Annotated in this window: 9 protein-coding genes; 4 read left to right on the top strand and 5 right to left on the bottom strand. The window is 49.6% G+C overall.

Annotated elements, in window-relative coordinates; all coding sequences use genetic code 11:
- Positions 1-87: 87 nt before the first annotated feature.
- Complete coding sequence (locus ACT3R4_RS17575) at positions 88-399, bottom strand: antitoxin Xre/MbcA/ParS toxin-binding domain-containing protein (RefSeq protein WP_441680109.1); 312 nt, start codon at positions 397-399, stop codon at positions 88-90.
- 614 nt (positions 400-1,013) lie between these two features.
- Here ACT3R4_RS17575 and ACT3R4_RS17570 point away from each other — a divergent pair.
- On the top strand, positions 1,014-1,697 hold the full coding sequence (locus ACT3R4_RS17570; RefSeq protein ID WP_441680108.1) for a GntR family transcriptional regulator: 684 nt from the start codon (positions 1,014-1,016) through the stop codon (positions 1,695-1,697).
- 287 nt (positions 1,698-1,984) lie between these two features.
- Here the strand turns inward: ACT3R4_RS17570 and ACT3R4_RS17565 are convergent, their stop codons facing one another.
- From ACT3R4_RS17565 to ACT3R4_RS17550, 4 genes are all read right to left on the bottom strand, one after another.
- Entirely contained in the window at positions 1,985-2,665 is a 681-nt protein-coding gene (locus tag ACT3R4_RS17565) for an RraA family protein (RefSeq protein WP_441680107.1), read from the bottom strand.
- Between the two features lie 246 nt (positions 2,666-2,911).
- Positions 2,912-4,453: a tripartite tricarboxylate transporter permease gene (locus tag ACT3R4_RS17560; protein ID WP_441680106.1), complete on the bottom strand. Its 1,542-nt coding sequence runs from the start codon at positions 4,451-4,453 to the stop codon at positions 2,912-2,914.
- Between the two features lie 10 nt (positions 4,454-4,463).
- On the bottom strand, positions 4,464-4,919 hold the full coding sequence (locus ACT3R4_RS17555) for a tripartite tricarboxylate transporter TctB family protein (protein WP_176372202.1): 456 nt from the start codon (positions 4,917-4,919) through the stop codon (positions 4,464-4,466).
- Positions 4,920-4,991: 72 nt separating this feature from the next.
- Positions 4,992-5,951, bottom strand: a complete 960-nt coding sequence (locus ACT3R4_RS17550; RefSeq protein ID WP_087108444.1) for a tripartite tricarboxylate transporter substrate binding protein — start codon at positions 5,949-5,951, stop codon at positions 4,992-4,994.
- Between the two features lie 360 nt (positions 5,952-6,311).
- Between ACT3R4_RS17550 and ACT3R4_RS17545 the strand changes: the two genes are divergently transcribed.
- From ACT3R4_RS17545 to ACT3R4_RS17535, 3 genes are all read left to right on the top strand, one after another.
- Positions 6,312-7,427, top strand: a complete 1,116-nt coding sequence (locus tag ACT3R4_RS17545) for a hydroxyacid dehydrogenase (protein WP_441680104.1) — start codon at positions 6,312-6,314, stop codon at positions 7,425-7,427.
- A 506-nt stretch (positions 7,428-7,933) separates the two neighbouring features.
- On the top strand, positions 7,934-11,071 hold the full coding sequence (ydiJ, locus tag ACT3R4_RS17540; RefSeq protein ID WP_441680102.1) for a D-2-hydroxyglutarate dehydrogenase YdiJ: 3,138 nt from the start codon (positions 7,934-7,936) through the stop codon (positions 11,069-11,071).
- A gap of 159 nt (positions 11,072-11,230) precedes the next feature.
- A complete protein-coding gene (locus tag ACT3R4_RS17535) occupies positions 11,231-12,448 on the top strand; it encodes an alpha-hydroxy acid oxidase (protein WP_441680100.1) in 1,218 nt (405 codons plus the stop codon).
- The last annotated feature ends 315 nt before the right edge of the window (positions 12,449-12,763 follow it).

Raw genomic sequence — 12,763 nt, 5'->3', positions numbered from 1 at the left:
ATGGATCGCACGCTAAATCGCTTCCTTTGGCTGCACCCCACAGAAGCAAAACGGGTTTTCTAGCCCCCCGTCGGGTTCGGACTCGAGTCAGGTGTAAACCCCATGCTCTATCCTGGCTATCAGGTCTAGCACCTGCTGAGGGTCTTCTTGCATGACATCGATGGGGCGCTTCCACCCAAGCGCTATAACCTCATAATGCAACCAGCGGTCTGCCTCTGTTCGATCACCCTCAAACAGTTTGATTGCCGCACGCCAGACATCAATTGCGATTTGTTCTTCTGGCTCATCAGTGCCGAGCATAGACCAACCCTCCTCTTCTACGGCTGGCTCCAGCGGGGCTTCATGCTTGAGGACGCTTCCTCGTAGTCGATCAAGCGGCGTATAGCGTCGATTGGTCATCGCAGCCTCCATCGGGCAACCGAAAACGAACTTTTTCCTATACATAGTAAGGTTTACGCGCTTTCTTTGCGTAAAGCCAGCCTCGCAGATCGTCCTGGCGGTCTAGTCACTTGATATACTATACCGGAGCTACCGGCCAAGAGCGGTCCTTTAGCTAATCTAGAAATGACGTTATCCATCACATTGCCAGAATCCAGCGTCTGGTTTATCGTCTTCAGAAACCTAAGCACCAATACCAGTCTTTTAATCGAGATAGTTAGATTCTATCAGATACATGAAAATGCTCCCTGCGTAGAGTAGCCTTCTAGGGAAAGCCGCCATCCACGACGTTTACGTAACTCAAACCAAGCCATAATTGCAGCAACGCTCTTTGGGTGCGTGAAATGCATATTTAGGGCATAAACATCATTTCGTAATTGTCGTGCGCAAATAGGCCACTTATTTAGTCGAGGTGAAAGTCTCGACGGAGCTACGACAGCTAGAAGCAAGAAAATACGCAGATGACTACGAAGTACTATTAAAATCACTGAAATAGCTGGTTCAGAGTGTGTAAAGTGATCAACATTTTGAGTTATAGTATGAAGAACATTAATTAATCTATATTTTTAGAAAAAATGACAAAACTGACTGACCAAGTATATACGACTCTACGGCGACAAATCATGGGTGGCGACCTTGCTCCTGACGAGCAAGTCAAGGAAGAAAGAATTGCAAAGCTGCTTGATGTCAGTCGTACGCCTGTTCGCGCAGCAATGAACCGACTTACACGTGACGGCCTTCTCTATCGAGAACCAAGTCGTGGCTTTTTCGTTTCTACTTGGAATACTGATGATATCAAAGAAGTTTTCGATCTCAGAATTCAGATAGAATCAAAAGCCGCGGGACTGGCTGCGCTAAGAGCGACGCCCGAGCAAATTAATATTCTGTTGGATTTATCCATTAAAATGGATGAACTGGTAAGAACAAAACCGGAGGGGTATTTAAAAAAAATACAGGAAAAAAATCGTAAGTTTCACTCCACTTTAATGGAAGCATCTAGATCAAAAAGGCTTGCTGAGATCGCCAAAAATCTTGTAGAAATACCCATTACTATTGGATTCTATATTTATTCCGAAGAAGATATGAAAAGGTCTATGAACCATCATCGAGAGTTGGTACATGCCATAAAAATTGGGTCAGAAAACTATGCTAGCGAGGTTATGACTGTTCACCTAAGAGCGGCATTATGTACCTTTATTATCAGTCGTGATAAAAATGAAAGTATGCATCTGCGAAAATCAACCTTGCCAGTTGATTAAACCTTACTATTGAAATACCCGGGCCGTACAGCTGCCCAATCAACTTGAGAGTTTTTAGATAATATATTGCATTATGGATGTAGGAATAAGCCAGGGACAGTAGTTGACCCTGGCTTGTCATACTAAGCTGAAAAAGTATTTTCCTAAGCATTAACGAAGACTAAAGAATTAATCTTTATTTTTTAATATTGAAGCTACAGCAACAACTAATAAGTCATTAAATAACAGCTCGATCAATAGAAAATAACAATAAATAATTATTCTAAAGCAATATGCAAGCCTAGCTATTATGACTCAATAAAACAATTTTTATCCTTCAAAGCCTTATCGACCCAGTTACGGTCGCTACAGCCTGCATGTATTTTGGTTAGCTCTTCCTGTTCAGCTTTTTGTTTTGCCTGAGCCGCCTCCAGCAGCTCCTCAGCCTGTTCACGCGGGACACAAAGCACGCCGTCCTCATCCCCGATGATTAAGTCACCCGGTGAAATCACCATTCCCCCAATGGCGATCGGTACGTTTATCTCTCCTGGCCCATCTTTATAAGGACCACGATGTGTTACTCCCGCAGCATACACAGGAAGCCCAAGTTTATAAATTTCATCTATATCTCGAATGGCCCCATTAATGACGATACCAGCCACGCCAAGAGTGGCAGCATGGTGCGCCATCAATTCGCCCATCATGGCGTTGGTAAGATCCCCGCCAGCGTCAACAACAATGACATCTCCTGGCTGAGCCATATCTATCGCCTTATGAAACATCAAGTTATCACCAGGGCGCGTCTTGACGGTTAGCGCAGCTCCCGACAATCTCTTCCCACCACCGTGAAAGGGACGAAGGCACGGACCGGCCGAGGTCATTCTGGCCATGGAATCGCTGACATTGGCAACGGGTACATCGTCGAATGACGATGCCAACTCGGAGGTGACCTTTTCTCGTCTTTTAAGTATGCGAAATCCAATGCTCATTGAGCCTATCTCCTAATTGACTGGGCACATGCGCCCATTTGGGTATATGACGTGAAGTCACATAATGTCGTGAGCTGATAGCTCCTTGTCGGTGACCTCAAGTCCGGTTCGATTAAGCCTTGCTACATTAAGGTTCAGTATTGGTTGAGTTCACTAAGTATCACGGCTGTTGTATAAGCAGCAGGTCGAGTAAGTGTCTACTGAACGAAGGCATCAATGCTCAAGCGACACGGCGACCTTTAGCCACTACGAATCAAGATGCTTTTTCTGGTCTGAGTCGTTTGACTGTGGAATAGAGGCTCGTTTGAGCAAGGGGCGGCCAATAACCCTACGAATTAAAGGGCTAAGAATTGTAAGAATGATAATTGCCACAAGCGTTAAAGCGATCGGACTAGAGAAAAGAAAGGCAAAATCTCCCCTTCCAATTATCATTGCCCTTCGTAAACTAGATTCGGCGATAGGGCCAAGAATAACCGCGAGAACAGCTGGAGCGAGAGGAATGCTCAGACGCTCCATGCACCAGCCAATAATTCCAAAGAAAAACACCAGCCACACTTCAAAGATACTGTTGTTGATTGCATAAATGCCAATGGCTGTCAAAGCAATGATGATAGGCGCCAAAATCAACGGCGGCATATACATGACATTAATAAACACTCTGGCACCAACACGACCTACGAAGAACAGCATGATTGATGTCACCAGCATTGACAGTATAAATCCATACGTTACAGGAGCTGATTGAGTGAACAACTCGGGCCCTGGTTGAAGCCCATGAACAAGCAGTCCACCAAGAATCACGGCAGATACAGAGCTACCAGGAATACCCAAGGTAAGTGCTGGTATGAGAGATGAAGCATTATCGGCGTTATTGGCACATTCCGCTGCGGCCACACCTTCCGGTGCGCCTTTGCCAAAGCGTGAGCTATCCTTCGACACTCTTCTCGTTTCATTCCATGACAGCATGGCTGCAATATTGCCCCCAGTACCAGGAATGATGCCGACGATTACGCCAATAATAGATGCCCGACACCACGTAGGGATGAAAAAACTCCACCTTATTTTGGATTTACTCGCACTCAAACTATTTGCTTCGGTGCCTTTTTTTATCAGAGTCGCTTCTTGGGCAAGAGTAAGCGCCGGAGGGATGGCATACAGCCCAGTCAAAATTACGAGAATACTGATACCGCTGCTCAATTCTAAGACGTCGAAAGTAAAACGTTCGTAGCCTGACATACTGTCAATTCCTACCATGCCTATTAAAAGACCAAAACAGGCACTTATAAGGCCTTTAACCGGAACGTCACTTAATAATACTGAGATAGCTGCTAAGCCAAAAACAGCTATCCAAAATAGTTCAACAGGCCCAAACCTTAAAGCCAGTGATGCTAAGGGTGGGCTAAGCAAAAGCAAGCATAACGCACTGATCGAACCGCCAATACACGAAGACATAAGCGCGATTTTCATTGCTTTCAAGCCTTCACCCTTTTGCGCCATAGGGTTACCGTCAAACACAGTAGCTATACCGGCTGGCGTGCCTGGGATCCGTAAAAGAATGGCAGGTATTGCCCCACCATACATGGCACCATTGAAAATACCAGCCATCATGCCTAAAGCTACAAGCGGCTCCATCGTAAATGTCAATGGGATGAGTACTGCTATTCCCATAGTGGCTGATAAGCCCGGCAAAGCACCAATGAAAACGCCGATCGTCGTTCCCACTAACATGGCGATAAGTACCGAGGGTGAGAAGAGCAAAGGCAAAGCACTTAGGATGTTATCCCACATGACGTGACTCTCAGAATAGATGGATGAATAGCTCAGGAGGTAGAGGGCGACTGAGCAATACTTTGAAAATCAGGTATATAAGAAGGGAAAATATGGTGCCAGCTGCCAAGAGCGGCTTCCAATGTTTATACCCCAGAATAAAGCCTGAAAGGGGAATAAAAATAAAAAATGAAGTTACAAAACCCAGAGCGGGAGCGAGAGCTATGAGAGTCGCAGTAGACAATACCAGCAACAGAAACCGCCTAGCTTTTCCTTTTTCAAGTATTAGCGTGCTTGATTGGTTTCGACGCAAGGCCATCACTGATTGAAATGCCCACAGTACAAGCAGTAGCGACATAATACTTAGAACAGTTGTTGGCAAATAGGCTGTTTGCTGTGGAAAACTTGAGGCGTGTAACGCGCCTAAAACACTCAATATTGCAGCTGGTATCGCAACCGCTAATTCAATGCTGGCCTTTCGGATCATTATTATTGCTCCTGGTTTACGAAGATAGCACCGTGGTGGAGGCATCACGGTGCTCCTTAGCTTAAGGCATGCTTACTCGTTCCAGGGAGACTCATTCCAGAGCGCTTGGAAACGCTCTTGTTGTTCTTCAAGCATGGCTCGATAATCTTCTGGCGCAAGATATGAAAGAGGCAAGGATTGCTGATCTGCTGCAGCTTGGAATTCCTCTTCTTCTATGGCCGCTTTAGCAGCCTCAGAAATCTTATTAATAATTTCATCGGGAACACCCGCAGGCGCAGCTATACCACGGGCAGACCCCATGACGAGATCATAGCCCAGCTCCTTGAAGGTAGGAACATCTGGTGCTTCTTCCCAGCGCTCTTCACCTCCTTGAGCTAATGTCCTTACTTGCCCCGCCTTGGCAGCTGAAGCTATCTCACTGACGTTGATAACACCTATATCGATATGACCACCCATCAGGGCTTGTCGTACATCCGCAGCTCCCGGGAAAGGAACATGGTTCATCTCGATATCGGCCTGACGTTCTAGTGCAAGCGTGGCAAGGTGATCATCACCACCGACGCCTGAAGTGCCATAGGTGAGTTCTCCAGGGTGGGCTTTCGCGTACTCAACCAATTCCTCAAACGTTTGAAAAGAGCTGTCAGGGTGGACGCTAAAGCCGGCAGGATCATCAATTATATTCGCGACAAGTGAGAAATCGGAAAATTCGTATCGAGTGTCGCGCTCAATGGGGATTGATATGACATTGGGTGTGTTAATGAAACCGATGGTATAGCCATCCGGCTTAGCATTGGCGAGAGCAGTAAAACCAACCTCTCCTCCGGCCCCAGGCCGGTTAACGACAGTGATGTCAGCATTAAGATGCTTCTCAAGATAAGGGACGAGTGTCCGGGCTGCGACATCAGTCCCACCTCCAGCTGAGTAAGCAACAATCATCTCGATCGGTCTTTCTGGGTAGTCGGCTAGAGCCAAGCTTGAGACAAGCGACGTGGTGCAGAGGATGAGCAGAGAGCGGCTGGTTTTGAGATGCATGATAATCTCCGGTGCATGTAATCGTTAATTGTATTTTTTAAAGTGCAATCAAATAAAAGCACAGGAATTTTTGCATAGCAAGCAACTGACAACATAGCAAAAAACCACATCCACTTAATACAATTAAGCATTTGATTTTTATAAACAATTAATAAGATTATACTTTAGGAGCATGCTATTTTTCTTACTCTGTTATAGACATCTTGAAAATATTGTATTTACATTGTTCTTATCGGCATTAGGCGAATACCGTAGGGCGCTCTCGAACTAAGAAGCCTTATTACATACGGTAAAAAAAATATTTATCTTAATACAGATAAAAAATATAAGAATATTCTTAGACAACAATAGGATCTCGATATGCAAGCAACCACCTCTTCTTCAAGCGATGCTACGGATTCAGCGTCAGAGTTAGTCAAGTCAGTATTTCGCCTTGACGTCTGGTATAACCCCATCATGAAGGAAATCTTCGAGGCCAACCCCGAATATAGATTGACCACCTTGGCTGCTGATGCGGGTGCTGATGACGCTACCAGCACAGCTGTACTGAGAGAGGCTCATGCTTATCAGATTTCCTCTGCTAAGGACGAGACCCCCTTGCATTGGCACGCCCACGCAGAATTACTGGCTAAGACTCCTAATCTACTTTGTGTATCTACGTCAGGAGCAGGCTACGATACTGTCGATGTTGATGCGTGTACTAATGCGGGTGTTTTGGTGATGAACCAATCAGGCGCCAACGCTGTATCTGTTGCGGAACACACCATCGGACTAATGATCTCTATTTCAAAGCGCCTAGGTGAGTCCGACCGTCGACTACGCAGCGAGACGGGCTTCAGTCGTGAAAGTTTGATGGGAAATGAACTCTGTGGGAAAACACTTGGCTTGGTAGGTATAGGACATATAGGTCGGCGTGTCGCAAAACTTGCAAGAGCCCTCGATATGCGAATTCTTGCTGTTGACCCTGAATTGGATGCTCCGACGATAGCCGAACGTGGGGCTAAAAAAGTTGATTTAGAGGTGCTGCTGGCTGAGTCCGATGTCGTGTCTCTACATTGCCCGCGTGATGAAAGCACAGAACAGATGTTTAATGCGGCTATATTTCAGGCCATGAAACCCGGTGCAATCTTCATCACCACAGCCCGAGGTGGCATTCATTCAGAGCCGGCCTTACAAGAAGCGCTAGAAACTGGCCACTTAGCGGGTGCTGGTCTGGATGTTTGGGATGTTGAACCTCCCCCACTCGATCACCCTCTGCTGGCCATGCCAAATGTAGTAGCAACTTATCATACGGCAGGGGTGACACATGAAGCCCGTAGAAACATAGCCTCTTGGGCGGCAGAACAAGTTATCCATACTCTTGACGGCCACATGCCTACCAGGCTTGTTAATCCGGAAGCTTTGCCAAAATACATATTGCGTTACGAGAAGGTCTTCGGCAAAAAACCTGCGGGTTACAAAACTAAAGTTTCATAACACACTGATAATGATTTCATAAAAAATATAATGAACAATTGTTTCAGACAGACTGAACGCTAACAGAAAGTTTATTAAAGAAGCCATCGCGGTCTAACGGCTTCTTATGTTTTAAATTTTCTAACCAGTTCAATAGGTAGCTAAAAACTCTCCCAACCAGTGCTTGGAAAATATTGATGTGAATTTCTCGCTCGACAACTCCTTACAAGAATCATTGAGCAATAACAGCTCAGTAACAGTCGACCTCTCTAAGATGGGGGTTACATGCCATCTCTGTACCGCCAGAACAACACATAGCATATATCCATAACTTCGATACCTGCCGAAGACTCCATCTAGGATAGCCTTTTTACACGCCAAACTGCTTTATCTTCCATCGGCGTGACGTCTTCGGTCGGGTACCAAACAACCTGCATCCGCATTGTGGTCAAGTGGAAGGCATATGACCATTTCGCGTCTTTTTGCCACATAGGCACCACGACCATACATGGAGGAGTGATACCCACATGATTGCACATCTGGGCAATACCGAACGTGTCGGCGCTGATTATCTCCATTTCCTTGAGGCCTTAGTGGATGCTGGCTTCGAGGGTGAGATCGCCCCGGATTACGCCAACCGCACAGTGCTGGCAACCGATAATTCGCTCTATCAGTACCTACCTCAGGCGGTGCTCTATCCAAGGCACGCAGACGACTTGCAGCGTATCGCCAGGCTGGCCGCCAGACATGAGTTTCGTCATGTGGTTCTGGCCCCTCGCGGCGGTGGCACTGGCACCAATGGTCAATCACTTACCAATGGGCTGGTGGTCGACGTATCTAAACATATGAATGCCATACTCGATATTAACGTCGAAGCTCGCCGGGTTCGGGTTCAGGCCGGGGTGATCAAGGATCAGCTTAATGCCGCTCTGAAGCCCTACGGGTTGTTCTTCGCACCAGAACTCTCCACTTCCAACCGGGCGACAATCGGCGGCATGGTCGCCACCGATGCCAGCGGTCAGGGCAGCTGCGAGTACGGCAAAACCCGCGATCATGTCATTGAGCTCGTCAGCGTGCTGCTCGGCGGCGATCTCCTCGTCACCCGGCCGGTGAGCGAAGCCGAGCTCGATGCCCTGTGCGCGCGCGACGACGCCGTGGGCCAAGTGCACCGGGTGGCCCGCGAAATCATCGACAGCGAGCGCGAGCGCATCCGCGACACTTTCCCGCCGCTCAACCGCTGCCTAACTGGCTACGACCTGGCGCACCTGCGCACCGAAGATGGCCGTTTCAATCTCAACAGCGTACTGTGCGGCGCCGAAGGCTCGCTGGCCTTCACCAGCGAGGCAGTGCTCAATGTACTGCCGATTCCAGCCCATTCTACCCTGGTCAACGTGCGTTACGCTGGCTTCATGGACGCTCTGCGGGACGCCAAGGCGCTGATGGCAAGCAGTGCCACCCCGACTTCCATTGAGACAGTGGACGATATGGTACTGAGCTTGGCCATGCAGGACTTCATTTGGGATAGCGTCGCCGAGTTCTTCCCCGAGGGGGATCAGGCGGTGAACGGTATCAATCTGGTGGAATTCAACGACGACGACCCCAAGCGGCTAGACGCGCGGGTCGCCGCCTTCTGCCGCCATCTTGAGGATGACACAAGCGTCAAGCGCATCGGCTATACCCTAGCGGAGGGGCGCGAGCAGATCGCTAGGGTCTACGGCATGCGCAAGCGCGCCGTGGGCCTGCTCGGCAACATCCAGGGCGAGCGGCGCCCGCTGCCCTTCGTCGAGGACACCGCGGTGCCGCCGGAGCACCTAGCCGACTACATCACCGAGTTTCGCGCCCTGCTCGATGCTCGGGGCCTGTCTTACGGCATGTTCGGCCATGTCGACGCCGGAGTACTCCACGTGCGCCCGGCACTGGATATGAAGGACCCTGCCGACGAAGAGCTGATCCGCGAGGTTTCCGACGAGGTCGCCGCGCTGACGCAGAAGTACGGCGGTCTGTTGTGGGGTGAGCACGGCAAGGGCGTGCGTTCTGAGTACGCCCCGGCCTTCTTCGGTCCTCTCTATCCCACCTTGCGACGGCTCAAGGCCGCCTTCGACCCCCACAATCAGCTCAACCCCGGCAAGATCGCCACCCCTCTCAAAGAGGGCGAAGCGGATGTGAGTGAGCAGCCGGTGAAATGGGTCGATCCGGGACTGTTGACTATAGACGGCGTGCCGACCCGCGGCCAGTTTGATCGCCAGATCGACGAACGGGTCTGGCAGGCCCATGATGACGCTGTCTACTGCAACGGCAACGGCGCGTGCTACAACTACGATCCGAACGACGCCATGTGCCCGTCCTGGAAAGCAACTCGGCAACGCATTCACTCGCCCAAAGGCCGTGCCAGTCTGATGCGCGAATGGCTGCGCCTGCAGGGTAACGCCGATATCGATGTGTTTGATGAGTCGCAAAGGAAGCGGACCGAGGGCATCTGGGGCTTCATCCAGAACTTTCCGCTGCGGCTTATAAACACTTTTGCCAGGCGGCGCGGCGCGGCGGACTTTTCCCACGAAGTGTATGAGGCCATGGCCGGCTGCCTGGCCTGTAAATCGTGTGCTGGCCAGTGCCCAGTGAAGGTCAACGTGCCGACCTTCCGTTCGCAGTTTTTGGAACTCTATCACAGCCGCTATCTGCGCCCGCTGCGTGACTACTTGATTGGCGGCCTGGAATTTATGCTGCCAACGCTGTCGCGGATCACCCCGTTCTACAACGCAGCCCTTGGCAACGGTCTGGTGGACAAATTGTTGGCTGGGCCCATTGGCATGGTCGACAGCCCGCGGCTGTCCCGGGCAGGCCTCAGCAAGCAGCTCAAAGACTGGGGTGTGGAGGTAGCCTCTCCCACCACGTTGGGCCGGCTGACTGAGGCCCAGAAGGCCAAAAGCGTGGTGCTAGTACAGGACGCCTTCACCAGCTACTTTGAGTCGCAGCTGGTGATGGACGTAGTCGAGTTTCTCCTGCGACTGGATATACGTGTCTTCGTCGCCCCCTTCGCGCCCAACGGCAAGCCACTGCAAGTACAAGGCTTCCTGGGCGCCTTCGAACGTACTGCGGCTAAGCAGGCCAAAAGTCTCAGAACACTGTCCAAGTTTGGGGTGCCACTGATGGGCATCGACCCAGCCATGACCCTGACCTACCGCCAGGAGTACACGAAGGCGCTTGGCCCAGAGAAGGTGCCTGAAGTGCTAATGCTTCAAGAGTGGCTTGTGGCTCGCGCCCCAACCCTGTTACCTGAGGGCTTACGCCTCCGTGATCCGGGCTACCAGCTGCTCGCCCACTGTACCGAAAAGACCAACGAACCGGGTACACCCAAAACCTGGCAGCAGCTGTTCGCAGCCTTCGGTCTCAAGTTGGAGGTAGTCGCCACGGGCTGCTGTGGGATGTCCGGCACCTACGGCCATGAAGCGCGCAACTTCAAAACCTCGAAGATCATCTACTCCCAGTCATGGCAGCGCCGCGTGGAAAATCCGACCAAAGCTGGGCGGTTGCTGGCCAGCGGATACTCCTGCCGAAGCCAGGCCAAGCGGCTTTCAGACGTAGCTCTACCCCATCCATTTCAAGCTCTGCTCTCAGAACTCAAACGCTGCGGCTGGACTAACAGTGCAGAACATGCAGTTCCGTAGCCTGGCATTGTTGCTACCCGGAAGGTTCCAAGTAGACAACCAAATTAAGTAGTAACTGGGGAACCATCCTCACCAAACTCTGGCGGCTACCATTACATGGGATAGCGCCACACGTGTTAAAAAAATGAAAACTTAGGAAATCGAATCATGAGCGCCGCTATGAACAATCAAGAAAAACAACCCAAGCAAACGGCACAGAGCCAGCGATATCATCGTCGCCTTTCCTCTATCCTAAACCTGCATGATTTCGAGAAGGCTGCGAAGCGTCATCTACCACATTCCATCTTTTCATATATTGCTAATAATGCTGAAGATGGCAGGACGGCAAGGTCTAATAGTATGTCCTTCGGTACACTTGAGTTCGTCCCTCGAACATTGGTAAATGTAACTAATATCTCTCAAAAATCCACGATATTGGGCGAAACTTACGAAGCCCCATTTGGGATTGCACCAATGGGCCTTGCAGCGCTATCAGCCTACCGAGGAGACTTGGTATTGGCGAGTGGAGCTGAACAATCTGGTATTCCCATGATCATGAGCGGATCGTCCTTAATAAGGATGGAAACACTTGCTCAACAATCGCCAACTGCATGGTTTCAGGCATACCTTCCGGCTGGGCGAGAAGCCATCCACTCACTCGTTGAACGCGTTAGAAAGGCAGGGTTTCATAACATAGTGATTACGGTCGATGTGCCTGTAGCAACCAATCCCGACAACAACCGGCGCGCTGGTTTCTCATCGCCTCTGCGGCCTAGTATCAAGCTTGCTTGGGACGGAATGAGTCATCCTCGTTGGCTTTTCTCGACATTTTTACGGACTTTAGTTATGCATGGGATGCCGTATTTCGAAAATAACTACGCAACTCGTGGAGCCCCAATTTTCTCTGCCAGTGTCAACCGCGACATCTCAGACAGAGGAGGCTTAGATTGGGATGATCTTGCCTACATCCGTGATCTTTGGCCTGGAAACCTGATATTAAAAGGGATCCTAAGCGTTCAGGACACATCACGTGCTTGTGAAATTGGTGTCGATGCTTTGATAGTGTCAAATCACGGTGGTCGTCAGTTGGATGGAGCCGTATCTCCTTTGACGGTGCTGCCCCGTATAGTGGATGCTGCGGGCAAAATTCCCGTAATGATCGATAGTGGGTTTCGTAGAGGGACAGATGTTTTGAAGGCATTAGCTTTAGGGGCAAGTTTTGTTTTTATCGGTCGACCATTTGGCTTTGCCGCTGCTGTGGCTGGTGAAGACGGCGTCAGACATGCAGCCTCTCTCATGCGTAACGAAATTGCGAGAGACATGGCACTGCTAGGTATAACGGACCTTCAACAGTTGAACTCTGACTTTCTACATAATAAACGAAGTCAATCCTATTAGGTCAGCTAACAAGAGTCCTCTTTAGAGGAGGACATACGATGAGCCTTTTTCATGACCTGAGTGAGGTGAGAAAAGGCAATCCCACGGATACACGCTTCCTTATTGGTTCCCATAGTTTATGATTTTTCTAATGATAGTAACCGACGCCCCACCCAAAGATTTTTACGAGCCTGGCTGACTCTCGTCTTCGCGATTGGAAAATCGCTTAATAGCGTTTTATCACTGTCAACGCTCTCATGCTACCCCACTGGACTTGAGCCAGATTCTTCAAATCATAAATGCAAATAGCACAATGGGATCTTATAGCCTTTTTAT

The sequence above is a fragment of the Halomonas sp. AOP7-E1-9 genome (genome assembly GCF_052376035.1).
In the GTDB taxonomy this organism is placed as follows: Bacteria; Pseudomonadota; Gammaproteobacteria; order Pseudomonadales; family Halomonadaceae; genus Vreelandella; species Vreelandella citrativorans.
Note: the sequence above shows the minus strand (reverse complement) of the source record. Positions and strands in the feature narration are given on the sequence as shown.

Coding starts and splice junctions, on each gene's coding strand:
- ACT3R4_RS17575 (WP_441680109.1), bottom strand. CDS start 399: ATGACCAATCGACGCTATACGCCGCTTGATCGACTACGAGGAAGCGTC.
- ACT3R4_RS17570 (WP_441680108.1), top strand. CDS start 1,014: ATGACAAAACTGACTGACCAAGTATATACGACTCTACGGCGACAAATC.
- ACT3R4_RS17565 (WP_441680107.1), bottom strand. CDS start 2,665: ATGAGCATTGGATTTCGCATACTTAAAAGACGAGAAAAGGTCACCTCC.
- ACT3R4_RS17560 (WP_441680106.1), bottom strand. CDS start 4,453: ATGTGGGATAACATCCTAAGTGCTTTGCCTTTGCTCTTCTCACCCTCG.
- ACT3R4_RS17555 (WP_176372202.1), bottom strand. CDS start 4,919: ATGATCCGAAAGGCCAGCATTGAATTAGCGGTTGCGATACCAGCTGCA.
- ACT3R4_RS17550 (WP_087108444.1), bottom strand. CDS start 5,951: ATGCATCTCAAAACCAGCCGCTCTCTGCTCATCCTCTGCACCACGTCG.
- ACT3R4_RS17545 (WP_441680104.1), top strand. CDS start 6,312: ATGCAAGCAACCACCTCTTCTTCAAGCGATGCTACGGATTCAGCGTCA.
- ydiJ (WP_441680102.1), top strand. CDS start 7,934: ATGATTGCACATCTGGGCAATACCGAACGTGTCGGCGCTGATTATCTC.
- ACT3R4_RS17535 (WP_441680100.1), top strand. CDS start 11,231: ATGAACAATCAAGAAAAACAACCCAAGCAAACGGCACAGAGCCAGCGA.